Genomic DNA, 16,959 nt, shown 5'->3' on the forward strand with positions numbered 1-16,959 from the left:
TCTGCCCTTCTGCCGCCCAGACTCCTAAGCTACGAACTGATCCACGGTGGCGCCGGCGGCCAGTGCATTCTTGAGCCAACGTGGCTTGGGGCCCATACCGCTCCAAGTGTTCCCGTTCTGGTCCTTGTAAGAAGCCTTGGCTTTCCGTTTCGCCACGGGCTTTGCTGCGCCTGGTGAAGCCTTAGGTGGCGGGAGTTCGGTGGCAAATTCCTCAAGCGTCTTGCCTGCTGCAAGTCGATCTCGTAGCCAGTGCGGTCGAGGACCGCGACCAAGCCACTCGTTGCCTTGACCATCGGCGTACTTGGCTGACGTCCACGACTTCTTAGCCTTCGACACGCCACCAGTGCGGGACACCGCCGACTTGCCCTTGACCGAGCTGGTGCCGAATCCGAGTTGCTCAGCCGTCAGGCCATAGTGTGTGATCGCCACCTTGATACGCTCGACCACACCTTCAACCTCCTGGTTGCGGAGCTTCTCGGCCTGGCGCTGGAGCGTTTCGATTTGCTTTTGGATTTGCTTGTAGCTTTGAGGCATTCGTACCACTCTGAAGAATCGGAAGCAATACTTTAATGCCTATGCAATGGATCGGCGCCACTTCGCTCATTCGCGCTAGTGGGTTATGTTTGGCAGGCAGGATGCCTCTGGCAGAGAGGATGCCGAGACGAGGAGACAGCGCAGCGCAGCCGACAGGGTGAAAACGGCCGTCACGTCGCCGACGCACACCAAACGGACCTGGTGTCGAGAACGCCCTATGATTGGAAGAGAACGGCAAGTCTCCCTCCCCATTCCTACCGTCCTCGCAAACCTAGCACGGGGCTTCGGATGCGCCCGTGTGATAGACAGGAGCCGTTCCCGCCCCCACGATCTGGTGGGGCAGAACCGTGCCGATCTTGATTCAGCAAGACTGCGGTTGCAGAGGCTGCCGAAGGCAGCCTAGGGCCTGCCACGCCTCAAATCTCGTGGAAACGCGTAGGCTCGAAGGTCGCGAGTTCTCGCAGCATTCGCGGCCATGCCATGAGGCCCTTCTCGATGGAAGCGATCCGGAAGAACTCGTTGGGCGCATGCACCGGTTCGTCCGGCAGGTTGTAGCCGAACATCAGTGTTTCGACGCCCATGGCCTCCTTGAGCACGGCGGTGATCGGCACGGTGGCGCCGAGGCGCACGTGCAGCGGCCTGCGCCCGTGCTCGGCCAGCAGCACTCGCTCGGCCGCCACGACAAGCGGGCTGTGTGGGCTGAGGCTCGAGGCGGGCGACCCGCCACCCTCGAAATTCACCTGCAACCGGACACCGGGCGGGCAGCGTTCGACGAGATGGCGCTTGACTGCATCGAGCACCCGCTCGGGTGACTGTCCGGGAACGATGCGCATCGACATCTTTGCGTGCGCCTCTCTAGCGATCACGGTCTTTGAGCCCGGACCGGTGTAGCCGCCCCAGATGCCATTGAGATCCAGTGCGGGGCGAAGCGTGATGCGCTCGCGCAGCGAATAGGCGCGGTCGCCCGCCTCGGCGGCGCCAACGTCGGCGAGGAAGACCTCGGGGTCGAACGGAAACTCCTGGGTATCCGCGCGCTGCCCAGGTGTCAGCGCGAAAGCATCGGCATCGAACCCATCGACGCTCACGCTTCCGTGCGCGTCGTGCAGGGTAGCCAGCAACGCGCACAGCTCATGCAGCGCGTTACGCACGGCGCCGCCGTAACGCCCCGAGTGCAGGTCCACGTCTGCAGTGTGAAGGCTGATCTCGAGCTTCACGTTTCCGCGTGCGCCGGTATTGACCGTCGGCACTTCGGGATGGGCCCGGCCGCCGTCCGCCGAAAGGACCGCATCCGAGCGCATCAGGTCGCCGTACTTTGAGATGATGCTTCGCAGCGAAGGGCTGCCTGTTTCCTCCTCTCCCTCGAGGAAGATCTTCACGTTAACGGGGCAGGCGCCCTCGACGCCGAGAAAGCTGGCGACAGTCTCGAGTGCGATCGTGGTAGACCCCTTCACGTCCGACGAACCACGGGCGAACAGCTTGCCATCGCGCTCCGTCGGCTCGAATGGCGGCGACACCCAAAGCTCTAGCGGTTCGGCGGGCTGGACGTCGTAGTGGCCGTAGATCAGGATCGTAGGCTTACCGGGCGCCCCTTTCCACTCACCGTAGACTGCCGGCTGTCCGCCGCCATCGAGCAGTTGCACCTCTTGAAGCCCGATCTCGCGCAGCCGGTGCACCAAGAACGCGCGGGTGGCATCCATCGCCTCGGCGCAACCCGGGTCCGCGCCGACGCTCGGAAATCGCAGGAAGTCCTTGAGCCAATCCATGATCGCCGGCTGGCGCGCGAGCAGATCGGCAACCACCTTGTCCGTCATGACTGCACCCCCTGCACTGCGACTTCGAGTGCGACGCCATCACGCTGCGGATCGGCCCCGCCCCGCAGCCGCAGGTCTGGATCGATCGAGATCACGTGGGGCGCTGCGAATGCGAAGCCCAGGTGCGTCCGGCTCACAGGATGACCCTGGCGTGCCAATTCGTCGGTGATGTAGCGGGGAATCCGGTTGGACACTTCGATGGTATCGCTGGTGGATGAGATGCGCGGTGCGCTGACCGCTTCCGTGGGCGACATGCCGAAGTCGACCATGTTGACGATCGTCTGGACGAGCGCCGAACAGATGGCCGTGCCGCCCGGTGCGCCAAGAACAAAGGCGAGCTGGCCGTCCCTGAACAGAATGACGGGACACTGCGAACTGGTGCGGCTCCTGCCCGGGCCGAGGGAAGCAGCGTGGCCTGGGCGCGGGTCGAAGCCGCTCATCAGGCCGTTGTACATGAAGCCCAGGCCGTCGGTGATGACGCCCGAGCAGGTACCGAGCGTGTGCGTAAGCGACACGGCGTTGCCTTGGGCATCCACAACGCACAGCTGCGTCGTGTCCTTGGACTCGGGCGGAGAAGCCTCTGTGCTCGGCCGCACTGACGCCAGCGCGCCAGACCTGATCCTGTCAGCAATGGCCTGCGCGTGTTCGGCAGACAACAACTCGTCAAGCGGCACTTGCACGAAGCGCGGATCGCCGACGAAGGCATCCTTGTCGATGGTCGTCCACTTGAGCGCTTCGGCCAATGTGTGCAGGTAGGCGGGCGAGTTGTGTCCCATGGCTTTCAAATCGAAGTGCCCCAGGACCTGCAGGGTCTGGATGAGGGAGATGCCGCCGCCCGGCGGCGGCAGCGCCGCAACGTCGAAACCGCGGTACCTGCCTCTGATCGCCGGCGCCTCCGAGACCTCGAAGCCGGTCAGGTCGGCCATCGACAGAAAGCCGCCATGGGCCTGCATGTCCTGCACGACGCACGAGCCGATCTCGCCACGGTAGAAGAGGTCGGTGCCCTCCTCCGCGATGCGGCGCAGCGTCCTGCCCAGATCTGGATTGACGATGCGGTCGCCAGGCCTCTTGAGATCGCCGTGTGCGTCGAAGAAAATGGCCCGACCCGTCGCACTGAGCTTGAGCCGTTCCCGGGTTTCCTTCATCCCGTCTCGCGCGCGCTCCATCGCGCAGTAGTGGTACATGTGCGGACGCATGGCAAAGCCCTCTTCGGCCAGTGCGATCGCGGGAGTGAGTGCCTCCGCAAGAGACAGCGTGCCATAGCGCCTGAGCGCATGCGCCAGCCCCGCGAGCGTGCCTGGCGTGCCGACGGCCTGATGGCCCACTTCGTTGACGTTGCCCTGGACCACGAAAGCGTAGCCGTCCCGCGTCTGCGCCACCAGCTTGTCGGCCCACATGTCGGGCGTGACTGCGCCCGGCGCGCGCGCATAGAACTCGATGCAGGTGGTGGCATTCGCCGCCGGCAGGTGCACCACCATCGTCCCGTAGCCGGCAATGCCCGCCATCAGGGGATCGACCACGCATTGTGTGAAAGCCGCACTCACGGCCGCGTCGATCGCATTGCCGCCGCGCATCAGTACCAGGGCGCCGACTTCGGCGGCCTCGGGTTGGGCCGCGACCATCATCGCGCGGCCTGCGCCGGGGACTTGATTGAACATGTGTGCCATCTGAGTTCAATCGTTCTGGATCTGGAGCTTGGTGATCAGCGGCCCCCATACTCGCGTGGCCTCGGCCATCGCCGCCTTCAAGGCGCCGGGACCGGCGGGCATCGGCTCCACCATCATGGTGTCCAGCTTGGACTTGACGGTAGGATCGGCCCAGAATTTGCGCGTCTCGGCGTCGAGGCGCTCGACGATCGCCTTGGGCGTGCCCGCCGGCACGACCAAGCCGTACCAGCCGGACACGGGGAAGTCCTTGAAGCCGGCTTCGGCGATCGTGGGAACATCGGGGAAGGCCGCCGCTCTTTTCGCACCGAAGAGCACCACGGGATCGACCTTCTTCATCTGGACGTTGCCGACCGTGGAGGAAGCGACGTCGGCGACGAAATCGAGCTGCCCGCCAAGTAGGTCGATCGTGGCCGGTGCCATGCCCTTGTAAGGCACGTGCAGCAGGTCCAATCCAAAATGCTCGGCCGTCAGGGCCACGAACAGATGGGTCGAATTGCCCTTGCCTGCGGAGCCGTACCTGACTTCGCCGGGCTTGGCCTTGGCCTTGGCGACCAGGTCCGGCAGCGTCTTGATGCCCGAGGCCGGAGCTGCCTGGATCAGCAACGGAACGTTGGCGAGCAACGTCACCGGTTCAAAATCCTTGTCAGGGTCGTAGCTGAGCCTCTTGTAAGAGAACTTGTTGAACGTCAGCGTCGAGATGCCGCCGTAGAACACCGTGTAGCCATCGGCCGGTTGGCGAGAGGCAATAACGGCACCAATCGAGCCGTTGGCTCCCGCCCGATTGTCGATCACGACAGTCGTCCCCATCGACTTACCGACGAACTCGCCCCACATGCGGCCCAACGCATCGGCCGCACCGCCGGCGGCGAAAGGCACGATCAACTGGATCGGCTTGCTCGGGTAAGTCTGGGCCGTGGCGTTCAGGCCGAGCAGCGCGGCGCCGCCCAGCGTCGCGATAGAGAGGCCTGCGCGGAAAAGCGAGTGGTTCAAGAACATGTGGATCTAGCAGCTAGGTGGGAGACGGGCCGATTGTTGTGCGCCCCTTTCCGCTCGGAAAGTGACAGAATCAGCATAAGGTATTAGCTCGTTGCATATCACGTGAGGATCCACTCCCCTTCCCTGCCGGAACTCCATGCCTTCGTGGCGGTGGCGCGCACGGGCAGCCTCACTGTCGCGGCCCAGCACCTGAGCGTGACCCAGGGCGCGGTCAGCCATGCCATCCAGCGGCTCGAGGCTCACCTCGGGCTGCAGCTGTTTGATCGGCACCGGCGAGGGAGCTCGTTGAATCCTGCGGGACAAGCCTACTTCGACGCGGTCGCGCCGGCGCTCGATGCCCTGGAGGCTGCGAGCGTGCGTGCGCAAGGCGAGGAAGACCCGGACCTGCTGCGCATCGCGGTGATCCCGACATTCGCGAGCCACTGGCTCATCCGCCGATTGCCCCGCTTCCATGAACTGCACCCGAAGGTGCGCCTCGATTTCGTGCCGTATCAGCGGGAACGCCTCTTCACCTTCCCGAACATGCACGCCACCATCCGCGGCGGGGACGGCGTGTTTCCCGAGGGCGTCGAGGGCGCCTACGTGGCAGGACGCCTGATCGTGCCGGTGCTCCGGCCGGACGAGGGGTGCATCGCGCATCCCTCGGACTTCCTGCACCGGTCGCTTCTCTTTCATACGAGTCAGCCCGATGCATGGAAGATCTGGTTCGCCGCCCTGGGCTGCCCCGTCGGGAAGCTGCAGCTCGCGCAAGGATTCGATCAGGTGAGCCAACTTCTCGAGGCGGCGGCTGCAGGGCTGGGCGCGGCGATCGTCCAGCGCTGCCTCGTCAGCGACTACATCGATGACGGAAGGTTGCGCATTGCGTGGGACGCCGACGTCCTCAACTCACGCGGGTACTACCTCGCCCATCCGTTCCACCGGCGTCTGCATCCGCCGCTGGCGAAGTTTCGAGAGTGGCTCTTCCACGAAGCACAGGCCGGCGAGCCAGTGGGGCGAGTGCGCAACCCCCTCCAATAGCTGCGGATATGAGAGCATCATCACTCGCCAAGGACGCCATTGCAGCAGATCGCTTTTCCGCAGGAACAAGGCAGCGCTATGAAAGTGTCGTCGGATGGGCAAGAAGTGGCTCAGCAGGCAATGTTGAACTATTTCTGGCGGGCAGTTGCTCGATCGTCGATGGCGCGCCGTCGAGTTGGCGCCTGCTATGGTTGGAAACGACAAAGTCGTCGATGCCGGCAGCGTCCAAAAGCCAAGCGGCCGACCGCAGGTGCACGTCCTGCCCAATAAACGTCGTGCAGCACCTGCTGATCGGTGATTCGGGAACCTAACAAAGGGCCGACCTCTTTTTGAGACCTGAAGCCTTCATCGTGAACCCCGCCAACCCGACGCCGCCGGTGGTTCGACCGGACATTGACGACGTGCTCGACGCTGACACGCCCGGATGGAGGGCTGCCCTCCATTGACAATTCGACCGCCACGATCACCGCATCCAAGCCCGCGGTCGGAACGCTGGCCAGCACCTGGGCCATGACACGGTCTCCTCCGGCCCTGGCGCAACAGACCGCGGCGCAGACGCTGCAGCGCCTCGGGCATATCTGCGAAGGGTGCGCCATTGCGCAGTGCACCGGGCTTGCGCTGCACCAGCGGGATGTAGTGCTGCCAGTCGTAGCGGGTGCCGTCCGAGTCACTCAGGCGCTCGTGGCGCGCGACCACCGCATCATCGGCGACGACCACGACACCGCCCGGATAGAGCCTTGTGCTGGCCATCTGCCCCACCAGCTCGCAAGTGATCCTGCTCCGATTTCACGTACAGCAAGAAGTAGGAAACTTGATCTGTATGGAGAATCGAGATGCGAGATGGCAAGCGCCGAAGCGGCAGTACACGGAAGAATTCAAGGTTGAGGCAATCAGGTTGGCGAAGTCGGTCGGCGCTCACGAGGCGGCGCGTCGACTCGGCGTGCCGGTGGCCACGCTGGGCAATTGGAAGCGGCGACGTGCAGCTACAAGCCTGACTGAGCTCGAAGGCGCTCAGAGCCCGGTGACCGTGCCGACACGTCGCCCGGTCAGCGAACTGGAGGCGGAGAACAGCCGGCTGCGCCGGGAACTTGCTGACGCGAAGCTGGACGTGGAAATCCTTCGAAAAGCGACGGCGTACTTTGCCAAGGGGTCGCGATGAAGTACGCCTGGATCGACAATCATCGCGACGAGTACACGGTCAGTAGGCTCTGCAGAGCGTTATCGGTGTCCCGCGCGGGGTACCGCCAGTGGCGCGTGCGAGCGCCCAGCGCTCGAGCTCTCGCAAACAAGGCTCTAGATGCCAAAGTGCAGCGTGTGCATCCCGACAGCCGAGGGAGTTATGGTCGGCCTCGCATCACGCAGCAGCTTCGCCAACAGGGCGAGCGCGTGAGCGCCGAGCGGGTGAGACGAAGTCTCAAGCGTCAGGGGCTGCGTCCGGTCTACCGGCGAGCGTACGTGGTCATCATCGACTCGAGGCATCGCTTGCCGGTGGCACCCAACCTCCTGGATCGTCGCTTCGATGGCTGGCAGCCGAACCGGGCCTGGGTGGCCGACAACACGTATGTTGCAACCGAAGAGTGCTGGCTGTACCTGGCCGCCGTGATGGACCTGGCGAGCCGCCGGATTGTGGGCTGGTCGATGTCCGAGACGATCGATGCGAAGCTGGTATGCGGGGCCCTGAGATCAGCTTACTGGCAGCGCAAGCCCAGCGCAGGACTGCTGGTACACACCGATCGTGGAAGTCAATACGCAAGCCACGACTCCCGGCGCCTGGCGGCGGACTTCGCCATCACGATGTCGATGAGTAGAAAGGCAGATTGCTGTGACAACGCGGCGATGGAGAGCTTCTTCAAGACGCTGAAGGTCGAGCGGATCTACCAGGTAGGCTACAACACTCGGGCCCAGGCCCGCCTGGACATCGTCGACTGGATCGAAGACTTCTACAACCGCGTGCGCATGCACACGGCCATTGGATACCTTGCCCCAGTCGACAGGGAGCGCAGCCTCTTGGCTGCATGACTTGGTGTACGTGGAAACAAGGCAGGGTCACGACGGGGCTGCATCGCTGTCCAGCACAACGTCCACAAAAGCGCCAGCGACCGCCAAGAGATTTTTTCCACTAGCAGATGCGCAGAATCCGGCTCGGTGGCGGCTACCGATTCGCAAAGCGAAACTGTATCCGCGTCTCTTGAAGGTCTCTCGCTTCGTGCCCATAGAGATGTCTTCACCACGCCGTGAGTGCGTTGTCGTGGCTGGGGTGAGAATGCCTGGTCCGCTTGGCTTCCGCCCAGTCCGCCAACCGGTCGAGGATGCGAAGCAAGCTGCACCCGACAGTTGTAACTTCATAGCGTACGCGCGGCGGAAATCCAGCAACCCGCGTCCTGGAGATCAAGCCCGCGGTTGTCAACGCAGCCAAGCGCTCGGTGAGCGCCTTAGGCCGGATCCCCGGAAGCAACAGCTTGAGTTCCGACGGATGCAGCGGCCCGTCCTCCAGATGCCAGAGGATCACTGCGTTCCAACGATGCCCGAGGAATTCGAGCCAATGCTCCACCGGACAGGCCGTCGCATGCACGATGGGCCGAAGTCGCTCGCCCCGACTCGGCTCGGACGACGTTTTTCGCTGGGGTGCGACTCTCCGGTTGGAAACCTTCGACGAAATCGGCTGCAATGTGAACTCTCCAAACCTATGAGGATGCCATGCCCCGAATCTCTGATCCCCGAACACTGAACGAAACCTTCGGCGCCCTGTTCAACGCGCGCGACTTGCAGGGCTTGCTCAGCCTCTACGAACCGAACGCGCTGCATCAAAATGTCGCCACCGGCAACGCCGACACTGGCACCGTTGCAATCGAACAGTCACTGCGCGAGTTGCTCGCCGTCCCGGGCACGATGGAATCGGTCAACAACTTTGCGTTGATCGCTTCGGGCCTGGCCTTGCTGCGGGCAGACTGGCGGATTTGCAGTGACAACGGTGCCATTCTGGCCGAGGGAGCCTCAGCCGAAATTGTCCGACAGCAGCCCGATGGCAGTTGGCTGTACTTGATCGACCATGCCGTCGGATCGAGCAAGCCCAGGGTGGACAAGTGACGCAAAAGCCGCGCGGCCGCCGGCACTGGCCCGCGCGCAAATTGTTTCGACCGCACCTGAACAGCGGCGATGGTCCTGGTTGATGGCGTTGCCTGCCTCCGGGCGATTCAGGGTACGCCTCATCAAGGTGTTGATTGGGGTCTCGATTGTCGGTTTGCCGCAGGCCGGCATCGGATCCCGTGCGTTGACGTTCAAATTCAGCAGCGCACTTTCCAACTCGTCGGGATCGACTTTCACCATCTAAGGCCCTCCTCGGCAACCGCCGCCAAGAGGATCGTCTCACTAACTGCGCGCCGCAGCAGCTCCGATAGCCCTCGAACAAACGATATTGCGTTCTGCGGCTTGGCAGCCAGCGGGTGACGGCGTGCAAAGGCCAGTGAACGCTGGGTAAGCGCCCCCCGCGCGCAGGGCTCAGACTGCGCCTGCGCTGTCGCTCGGCGCAGGCGAAGCATCTCCTCGGGCAAGCCGCGAGACAGGAACTCCGAGTTACCAACGATCAACTGAAGCAGGTTGTTGAAGTCGTGTGCGATGCCGCCTGTCAGCTGCGCCATTTCGTCCATCTTCTGCGCCTGGCGCAGAGCCTCGACGTCTTTTTACGAGGTCCTCGGTGCGTCGCCGCACTTGGTCCCCCAGGCCCGCGTTTCGAGCAATGTAACTTCGGCTCGATCCGACCTGGCAACTCACTGATGAGCGTCAGAGGCCGCGCTTCGCCGTCACCGCCGGAAAGCACGAGCACGAGCACGAGCACGAGCACGAGCACGAGCACGGGCAGCCGCGCCTCCAACGTAGCTGTTTTCCTCATCGCTGGAATCTTCTAACTTCCTAGGACCCCAAATGGATCTTATGATGTCATAATGCATCCTATGAATCTTCTTTGATTCATAGGATCGTTTAAGGTTTCAAGCGTCACAGTTTGGTCTTGATGCGGCTAGGAAAGATCACATCAACTGTAAGAAAAATGAGTCTTTAAAGATTCATTTGCACATTGAATTCAGCTTCTAGAGCGGAAATGACACTACACGGCCAAGATAAGACAGCTCTCATGGCACCGTTGGCGTTGGCCCTCGTGGATCACCCACGAGCCAGTCTGAACGAACTCGCTCGCGCCGTCGGCATCAGCAAGGCGACCCTGTACCGCGTTTGCCGCACGCGCGAGCAAGTAGTGCAGCAATTGATGGCGCACTGCGTCCAGGCACTGCGCGACGAAATCAGGCTTGCGGACTTGGGCAATGGCACGCCTGTCGAGGCATTGCGCCGATTGCTTGCGCAGAGTCTGGAGCACCGCGAACTGCATGCCTTCCTGATCTATTACTGGAAGGACGCGGCCGCCGATCCCGGCAAGGAGGCCGGCTTGGAAGCGGCACTGGACGCCTTCTTCCTTCGCGGCCAGCGCGAAGGCGCCTTTCGCATCGACGTCAGTGCCCCCGCTCTCACTGAGATCTGGATCACGATCGTCATTGGCCTGATAGACGCCGAACGCCGGGGCCGGGTGGCCCGCATGGGCCTGACTTCCCTCATCGAAAGCATTTTCCTGAATGGGGCACTAGCCCGCTGAAGCGCGGCGCACGCACGCTGGCTATCCGTCCAGAAATGCGCGCCGCGCTGCCCCGAAATGGAATGAAGCGCACGACTCCCTTGTGGAACAAGATTCATGACAACAACACAGCAAAGTGGCGGCCTGAAAACCGCAGCATCCCTGGCCCTTATCACCATGCTGGGGCCGGTGGCTATCGACATGTACTTGGCCTCAATGCCAGTCATGGCAAGCGATCTCAAGACGAGTTACGCGAGCCTGCAATTGACGCTGACGGTATTCCTCCTCGCGATGGGCGCCGGGCAACTGGTATTCGGGCCGGTAGTGGATGCGTATGGCCGTAGGCGGCCTTTGCTGGCCGGGCTGGCACTCTACGTGCTGGCTTCGCTGTGGACGGCCACCGCTCAGTCGGCCGAGACCATGCTGTATGGCCGCTTCCTGCAGGGCTTGAGCGCCGCGCTGATCTTGGTCGTCGCGATGAGCACCGTGCGCGATCTTGCCAGCGGCGTACGTGCCACCAAGCTCTTTGCTCTCCTGGTCACCATCCAGGGTGTGGCGCCCATCCTTGCACCGGCGATGGGTGGCGTCATCAATCAATGGCTGGGCTGGCGTGCGGTCATGGCGACCATGGCCGTACTCGGCCTCTTCGCTGGAGTCAATGCACTGGTGAATCTGCCTGAGACCCTGCCCGCACAAGAACGCATCCCGCTTCATTTGGGGCGCGTTTTCCATACCTATTGGCGCATCCTGTGCGACCGAAATTTCCTGGCACCGGCCCTGGCGTTATCAGCGGTGTTTTTTTTCCTTTTTGCCTACCTCGGCGGGGCCGCCTATGTTTACCAGGTGGGGTATGGATTGCGCCCGGATGCCTTCGGCTTCGTGTTCGGCGGAACCGGCATCGCCATGTTGCTGGGAGCGGTGAGCAGCAGCCGACTGGCCCACACGCGCGGCGTGACCTCGCTCGCTTTGTTTGCAGTCGGTGTCATGAGCGCAGGCGCGTTATTGACGCTACTCGCGGCGGCTGCCGGTCTCGGCTTATACGGCATCGTGCCAGGCTTGGTTGTGGCGGTCTTCGGCCTGGGTATGGCGGAGCCTCCCATCATGTCGATGGCGATGGGATCACAGGACCGGGCTCTGGGCTCGACCTCGGCCCTGCTGGGAGCGGGAACTAATGTCATCGGTGCAGCGGCCACCCCGGTGGCAGGTTTGGCATCCGAGGCCGGGGTACTGCCCTGGCTTGCGTTCCTGCTGGCCAGCAGCGTGGTTGCGCTGGCTTTGACATGGTTAAGTGCGAGGCGCGCGGTTGGCATCTCCATTGCAGCACATTGAGCACGCCACTTCCGGCCCTCCGTGGATGACAGCAGGCGATTCGATGATCGCCTTGACGCTTACCCGTTCGTGTTTTCTGGTTGAGGAAGAATGCAGTGGCGGCAGCCCACATAGATCACGTAGCACACGCTGCGTGGATTTCGTTCAGAGACGCATCGGTTGTCATGCATGACCTCATCGCCGGTTTGGTAGAGCCGGCGGCTGACACGAGGAGAAGGATTGGCTACTCCCCCAGAAAGGAAACACCGTTCTGGATCAAACAACCAGACCTCAGCGCTTGTTTTTGTTCTTCGCCCCGCCCTGTCGCGCCTTCAACCGAGGGTTTGACTTGCAGATGACGTAGACCCGTCCGCGGCGCGTTACTACCTGGCAATCGCGGTGACGCTTCTTGGCTTCCTTGAGCGACGCAAGAACTTGCATGACAACTCCAACATGAACAGTGGCGCATATGCTACCCCATCATGCATTCAAATGATAATGATTCTTTAATACCAATAGTGTTTCTGCACCTTATCAGCTTTCGGCGACTGCGAAGTGAGGCACATCCGCGTTGGTGCATCCCTTCTCGCCCTATCACATCAGGGCCAGTTGCTTGACGTTATTTGGCCATCAATCTATCATTCCAAGCATTGTCGGATTGATACGGTCCCTTCTTGCTCGACCCAACTCTGCGAGCATCCTCAACGCAAGTCGCCGCTTCTCCCATGTACTCCCCCAAGCATCTGGAGATTGCCGCGCAAATGTGTCACGCCCTAAGCGATCCGCCCCGGCTTCGGCTCCTGCTATTGCTTGCGCAAGGCGAAATGTGTGTATCCAAATTGGTCGAGCATGAGCAGGCCAAACTCAGCAGCATTTCCGCACGGCTGCAGGCCCTCCATGCAGCGCGGCTGGTCACGCGGCGGCGTGAGGCCAAGCACGTTTTCTACGCTCTGGCAGATGAGCACGTCCACGATCTGTTGAGCAACATTTTGGGCCACGCAGCGGAGTTTGCCGCGTGATGCACAACCCCCCTTACTCGCAGGACGTTACGACGATCATGGAACCATCGCCGTTGTCTGAGCGTCGCTTCGACTGCACGCTGCAGCTAGGTTTCTCGGCCGTCCTAGATCACCTCCTGCATGGCGCCTCAGTTTTACCGTACATCAATGAAACCGCATAGAAACCATTCCTCCGACGAACCTGATTGGGCCGGTCTGTTGCATGAGCACGGGCTGCGCGCCACCAGGGCCGTTGTTCAGGTTCTGGAGATACTGCACTCGGCGGATGCGCCGCTGACCCATGAAAAAATCCATGAGGCTTATCTGCGCCTCGCGGGAGAAGCTCCAGACAAGGTGACGTTGTACCGGATCCTTGAGCGGTTGAATGAGGCAAAGCTCTGCGACAGATCCATGGGTGCGGATCGACTGACGCGGTTCGCTCAGCACAGCACCACTTCGGGCAACGTGTTCGAATGCTCTTCCTGCCACAAGGTCCAGGCGCTGCCAGAAGACCCCGACTTGCCCGCAGTCTTGGCCCGCTTGGGCAAAGCGCTCAAGCGGCGCGGCATTCAGACCCATGACACCGCCGTGACGCTGCGGGGGACTTGTTCGGACTGCCGCTGACACAGAGCAACAGGCGGCGAGCACCAGTTTATTCGGAACGTCTGCCCTGCACGATTCGACGCCTTGCCGAGACCCATCGATACGAGCGACTACCCTCTGGTTGCGCCCTTCTGGTCTCGCGCCACTACCTTCTTCTTGCAGGAGCGACTCGGGTAGACCGGTACGATCGAATGCAGGCTGAGACGGTGCCGCAGCCGCGTTGTCACGTGCTGAAGGCGGCCTCGCTCTTTCGCATCGCCCTCCTGCCCTGCGAGCCTGTCCAACACCTCCAGCACAAACTGTGCGTCTTCCTTACTCAGCCGCGGCATGTTCTTGACTTCCAAACTTCTTGGCAGTGGGTCCCGCATGCAGGGCATCCAGGAATTGTGCGTCCGCCTGAACCCACGACTCAGTCGCGTAGCGGCGGTAGAGCGCTAGAACAGGTTCGATGACGTCGCGGCGCGGAATGCCGGCTTCATAGGGCTTGTTCAGCGTGATGGAGAAGTAGCCATCGCGGCGATAAGGATTGCCGCAAGCGCCGGGAACGAGAAACCAGATGGTGTAGTTCAGCCGATTGCCCTGACAAGGCACCGGCTCTGCAGAAAAATGCACGCGGGTGACGGCACTGAGCGCGAGATGGCAGTGATGGTCATCGAAGGCGCCGATTTGCCAGGAGACATGCCCCTGCTCCACATATCGGTGCAGCCCACCCAGCCTCTCCGTCTTGAATTCCACCAGGGTCCGGTCTCGGAAGATCACGAGGGAAGCATCGCGCAGCGCCAGCGCGTCCCTGAGCAGCGGAACAATGATGGGCTCGGAAGGCTCGAGCGCTGGAGCGCCGAGCATCGTGACGCCGAGTGCCGCCAGTCCCTTTGTCCAGTCGAGCCCGTCCTGCTGCGCCCCGGTAACCGTCGCAAGGCATTCGAATAGCGCGCCGGCATGCACGCTGCCTCGCACTTCGGCTGCGACTTCCACCGTCACGAGATCCGGCCGAACAGCAAGATGTCTCTGGGCGCTCCGAAAGAAGCGGCATGCTGCGTCCTGGTCGATGGTGCCATCGCGTCTGTAGGGGTTGGAGAACATCAGAGACACCACCCAGCGGTCCGATGGCATGCCACCGGCTCCGAGTACCAGCAGTCGTACCTCCAACGAGGGATTGAAGTCCAGGCAGACGCTGGGCGCCACCGTGTAGCACAGAGAATGGACTCGACCGAAATCAACATGCAGGTGATGGGGTGCTTGCGCCAAGCGCAGTTCTCGCACGCCGGTGAAGCATCCGCCGTAGATAGCCGGCAGCAAGCTCGCCCTGCCCATCGGCACGATCTCCGAGATCGCGCCATCCGCCCAGCGGCCACAGGCGATCGTTATGGCGGGGTCGGCGAGCCACTCGGTGAACGCCTCATGAAAGAAAGCCACCTGCCGCTCCAGTGCGGCCTGGACGGCATCCTGCTCCATGGCCGCCTTCGAGCATTTCGCCTGTGTCATGCCCCCGCCCCCTCGGCACCTTCGACAAGGCATTGCGTCAACCCGCTGGCAAAGGTCTCCTTGGGCAGGTTCTTGCCGATGAAGACGATCCGGCTCTCCCGCGACTCGCCCGGTTTCCACGGTGTCCCCATATCCGAGCCCATCAGCATGTGCACGCCCTGCAGTACGACACGTCGATCGACTCCCGCCACCTCCAATACGCCTTTGTACCGCAGCATCTGCGCCCCGTAGACCTGCAGGATGGCCCCGAAAAAGTCCTCCAGCTTTTCGGCGTCGAAGGGCCGAATCGCCTTGAACACGAAGCTCGAGACGTCGTCGTCGTGCTCGTGGGCTACGTCAGTCAGGAAATCCGGCTCGATTTGCAGCACGGCGTTCAAGTTGAAACCGCGGATGTCCAACAACTCCTCGATCGGCGCTTGGCCGAAGTTCGCCTGCCGGATGGGAGCACGTGGGTTCATCTTCCGCAGACGCTTGATCAGCGCCTGGGCTTCTGCGTCTTCAACCAGATCGGACTTCGACACCAGGATACGGTCGGCAAATCCCACTTGCTCCTGCGCTTCGTGGTGCTCGTCAAGTTGCTGGCTCGCATGCTTGGCGTCGACCAGGGTCACGATGGCATCGAGCAAATAGGCCTGCGCGATGTCGTCGTCCACAAAGAAGGTCTGGGCCACCGGCGCAGGGTCGGCCAGCCCCGTGGTCTCGATGATGACGTGATCGAAAGTGGCCTTTCCGCTGCGCCGCCTATCCGCGAGTTCGCCCAGGATTCGCACCAGATCACTGCGTACCGTACAGCAGATGCAGCCGTTGTTCATCTCGACGATCTGCTCACCCCGATCCTGGATCAGGATGTCGTTGTCGATCCCTTCTTCTCCGAATTCGTTCTCGATCACCGCGATCCGTCGGCCATGTGGCTCTTGAAGAATACGGTTGAGCAGCGTCGTCTTGCCGCTTCCCAAAAACCCCGTGAGAATGGTGACAGGGATCAGTGACATGAGGCATCCTTAATGCAGTTGAGTTGCAATAATACGCTATCAGCATCTCTCCTCTCTCAACGCGATGGCAGAACTCACGGTCGGGCTCTCACCCCCACTCGGCGCGTGCTGCGCTGTGCGAAGTAGAACCATTCGAAACCACGGAGCGCACCCGGCTTTAGAAGCACAACGACGCCATCGGTTGGGACGATCACTGTGCGTCCGTCCGCAGGGATGCCTAGGCCAGCCAGGGGTTTCTTGACCGGCACCAACTTCACCCGATGGCGATCAAGCCCTTTTCCACCACGTGCAAGAGCCGGTCGATGGCCCGCGTGCCACAGGTTTCATGGTCATGCACCGTACTTGAAACGATCACCCATGGTCCCGGCTCCAGGCCTGCGAAGGGATGCGTGCGCAGGCACGTGGGAAGTCACCTGGAGTCATGCCATGAACTTTCAAAGAATCGTGGGATTGGGCGCGTCGCCGTAGACGGCCTTGGGATCAAAGGTCTTGGCTGATTCGGTGAACTCCAGCTTGTCCTTCTCAGGTCGTGCGCTCCCGACCGACACACGGCGGTAGAAGCAAGAGCGGTAGCCAACGTGGCAGCTCGCAGCGCAGCCAGTGACAGAAACTCTCAGCCAGACTGCATCTTGATCGTCGTCGATCCGCAGTTCGTCAACCTTTTGGACCAAGCCACTGGTCGCACCCTTGTGCCATAGCACCCGGCGCGAGCGGCTCCAGTAGTGCGCCTCACCGGTCTCGATGGTGCGCCTCAACGCCTCGGCGTTCATGTAGCCCACCATAAGGACATCGCCGGTACCAGCGTCCGTCGTCACGCAGACGATCAGTCCGTTGGAATCGAATTTCGGGGCCAGTGCATGGCCCTCCTCCACCTGCTCGATGGACTCACGTATTGCAAAGGATGGGGCTGTCATGGTGCGAGGGGTT

At 62.0% G+C, this 16,959-nt stretch carries 17 protein-coding genes and 2 pseudogenes; 7 read left to right on the forward strand and 12 right to left on the reverse strand.

What is annotated here, in order from left to right; all coding sequences use genetic code 11:
- Nucleotides 1-24 precede the first annotated feature (24 nt).
- The 4 genes from ACSFB7_RS33360 to ACSFB7_RS33375 form a co-directional block, all read right to left on the reverse strand.
- Nucleotides 25-534: an H-NS family nucleoid-associated regulatory protein gene (locus ACSFB7_RS33360; RefSeq protein WP_435476619.1), complete on the reverse strand. Its 510-nt coding sequence runs from the start codon at nucleotides 532-534 to the stop codon at nucleotides 25-27.
- A gap of 416 nt (nucleotides 535-950) precedes the next feature.
- Complete coding sequence (locus tag ACSFB7_RS33365) at nucleotides 951-2,345, reverse strand: M20/M25/M40 family metallo-hydrolase (RefSeq protein ID WP_435476620.1); 1,395 nt, start codon at nucleotides 2,343-2,345, stop codon at nucleotides 951-953.
- Nucleotides 2,342-4,003 carry a gamma-glutamyltransferase gene (gene ggt / locus ACSFB7_RS33370; RefSeq protein ID WP_435476621.1) on the reverse strand — a complete coding sequence of 554 codons (1,662 nt, stop codon included), beginning with the start codon at nucleotides 4,001-4,003 and terminating at the stop codon, nucleotides 2,342-2,344. Before ggt ends, ACSFB7_RS33365 begins: the two co-directional genes overlap by 4 nt.
- Nucleotides 4,004-4,018: 15 nt before the next feature.
- Nucleotides 4,019-5,008 (reverse strand): Bug family tripartite tricarboxylate transporter substrate binding protein, encoded by a 990-nt coding sequence (locus tag ACSFB7_RS33375; protein WP_435476622.1) that lies wholly within the window; start codon nucleotides 5,006-5,008, stop codon nucleotides 4,019-4,021.
- 102 nt (nucleotides 5,009-5,110) lie between these two features.
- Here ACSFB7_RS33375 and ACSFB7_RS33380 point away from each other — a divergent pair, with 102 nt between their 5' ends.
- On the forward strand, nucleotides 5,111-6,025 hold the full coding sequence (locus ACSFB7_RS33380; protein ID WP_435476623.1) for a LysR substrate-binding domain-containing protein: 915 nt from the start codon (nucleotides 5,111-5,113) through the stop codon (nucleotides 6,023-6,025).
- Nucleotides 6,026-6,161: 136 nt separating this feature from the next.
- Here the strand turns inward: ACSFB7_RS33380 and ACSFB7_RS33385 are convergent.
- A pseudogene (locus ACSFB7_RS33385) lies at nucleotides 6,162-6,263 on the reverse strand (alpha-hydroxy-acid oxidizing protein); the annotation flags it as partial.
- Between the two features lie 151 nt (nucleotides 6,264-6,414).
- A pseudogene (locus ACSFB7_RS33390) lies at nucleotides 6,415-6,811 on the reverse strand (IS21 family transposase); the annotation flags it as partial.
- A gap of 34 nt (nucleotides 6,812-6,845) precedes the next feature.
- On the opposite strand from ACSFB7_RS33390, the gene ACSFB7_RS33395 reads away from it, so the two are divergent.
- A protein-coding gene (locus tag ACSFB7_RS33395; protein WP_435476624.1) for an IS3 family transposase occupies nucleotides 6,846-8,044 on the forward strand; the annotation gives its coding sequence in 2 pieces (ribosomal slippage) (nucleotides 6,846-7,152 and nucleotides 7,152-8,044; 1,200 coding nt in all).
- Between the two features lie 205 nt (nucleotides 8,045-8,249).
- On the opposite strand, the gene ACSFB7_RS33400 is transcribed toward ACSFB7_RS33395, so the two are convergent.
- Nucleotides 8,250-8,750 carry a winged helix-turn-helix transcriptional regulator gene (locus ACSFB7_RS33400; RefSeq protein ID WP_435476625.1) on the reverse strand — a complete coding sequence of 167 codons (501 nt, stop codon included), beginning with the start codon at nucleotides 8,748-8,750 and terminating at the stop codon, nucleotides 8,250-8,252.
- On the opposite strand from ACSFB7_RS33400, the gene ACSFB7_RS33405 reads away from it, so the two are divergent.
- Nucleotides 8,723-9,112 (forward strand): YybH family protein, encoded by a 390-nt coding sequence (locus tag ACSFB7_RS33405; protein WP_435476626.1) that lies wholly within the window; start codon nucleotides 8,723-8,725, stop codon nucleotides 9,110-9,112. The genes ACSFB7_RS33400 and ACSFB7_RS33405 overlap by 28 nt on opposite strands.
- Nucleotides 9,113-9,345: 233 nt before the next feature.
- Here the strand turns inward: ACSFB7_RS33405 and ACSFB7_RS33410 are convergent, their stop codons facing one another.
- Nucleotides 9,346-9,672: a hypothetical protein gene (locus ACSFB7_RS33410; RefSeq protein ID WP_435476627.1), complete on the reverse strand. Its 327-nt coding sequence runs from the start codon at nucleotides 9,670-9,672 to the stop codon at nucleotides 9,346-9,348.
- 482 nt (nucleotides 9,673-10,154) lie between these two features.
- On the opposite strand from ACSFB7_RS33410, the gene ACSFB7_RS33415 reads away from it, so the two are divergent.
- Nucleotides 10,155-10,667 carry a TetR/AcrR family transcriptional regulator gene (locus ACSFB7_RS33415; RefSeq protein WP_435476628.1) on the forward strand — a complete coding sequence of 171 codons (513 nt, stop codon included), beginning with the start codon at nucleotides 10,155-10,157 and terminating at the stop codon, nucleotides 10,665-10,667.
- A 96-nt stretch (nucleotides 10,668-10,763) separates the two neighbouring features.
- On the forward strand, nucleotides 10,764-11,975 hold the full coding sequence (locus ACSFB7_RS33420) for a multidrug effflux MFS transporter (protein WP_435476629.1): 1,212 nt from the start codon (nucleotides 10,764-10,766) through the stop codon (nucleotides 11,973-11,975).
- Between the two features lie 270 nt (nucleotides 11,976-12,245).
- Here ACSFB7_RS33420 and ykgO read toward each other — a convergent pair whose 3' ends face one another.
- Nucleotides 12,246-12,395 carry a type B 50S ribosomal protein L36 gene (ykgO, locus tag ACSFB7_RS33425; protein WP_435476630.1) on the reverse strand — a complete coding sequence of 50 codons (150 nt, stop codon included), beginning with the start codon at nucleotides 12,393-12,395 and terminating at the stop codon, nucleotides 12,246-12,248.
- A 284-nt stretch (nucleotides 12,396-12,679) separates the two neighbouring features.
- Between ykgO and ACSFB7_RS33430 the strand changes: the two genes are divergently transcribed.
- Together ACSFB7_RS33430 and ACSFB7_RS33435 are read left to right on the forward strand one after the other, a co-directional pair.
- Nucleotides 12,680-12,973: an ArsR/SmtB family transcription factor gene (locus ACSFB7_RS33430; RefSeq protein ID WP_435476632.1), complete on the forward strand. Its 294-nt coding sequence runs from the start codon at nucleotides 12,680-12,682 to the stop codon at nucleotides 12,971-12,973.
- A 147-nt stretch (nucleotides 12,974-13,120) separates the two neighbouring features.
- A complete protein-coding gene (locus tag ACSFB7_RS33435; protein WP_435476633.1) occupies nucleotides 13,121-13,576 on the forward strand; it encodes a Fur family transcriptional regulator in 456 nt (151 codons plus the stop codon).
- A 291-nt stretch (nucleotides 13,577-13,867) separates the two neighbouring features.
- Here ACSFB7_RS33435 and ACSFB7_RS33440 read toward each other — a convergent pair whose 3' ends face one another.
- The 3 genes from ACSFB7_RS33440 to hisI form a co-directional block, all read right to left on the reverse strand.
- Entirely contained in the window at nucleotides 13,868-15,040 is a 1,173-nt protein-coding gene (locus ACSFB7_RS33440) for a hypothetical protein (protein ID WP_435476634.1), read from the reverse strand.
- A complete protein-coding gene (locus ACSFB7_RS33445) occupies nucleotides 15,037-16,032 on the reverse strand; it encodes a CobW family GTP-binding protein (RefSeq protein ID WP_435476635.1) in 996 nt (331 codons plus the stop codon). Before ACSFB7_RS33445 ends, ACSFB7_RS33440 begins: the two co-directional genes overlap by 4 nt.
- Nucleotides 16,033-16,466: 434 nt before the next feature.
- Nucleotides 16,467-16,946 (reverse strand): phosphoribosyl-AMP cyclohydrolase, encoded by a 480-nt coding sequence (gene hisI / locus ACSFB7_RS33450; protein ID WP_435476636.1) that lies wholly within the window; start codon nucleotides 16,944-16,946, stop codon nucleotides 16,467-16,469.
- Between the last annotated feature and the right edge of the window lie 13 nt (nucleotides 16,947-16,959).

Origin of the sequence: Variovorax raffinosi (genome assembly GCF_051216615.1) — a bacterium.
Classification (GTDB): Bacteria; Pseudomonadota; Gammaproteobacteria; order Burkholderiales; family Burkholderiaceae_C; genus Variovorax.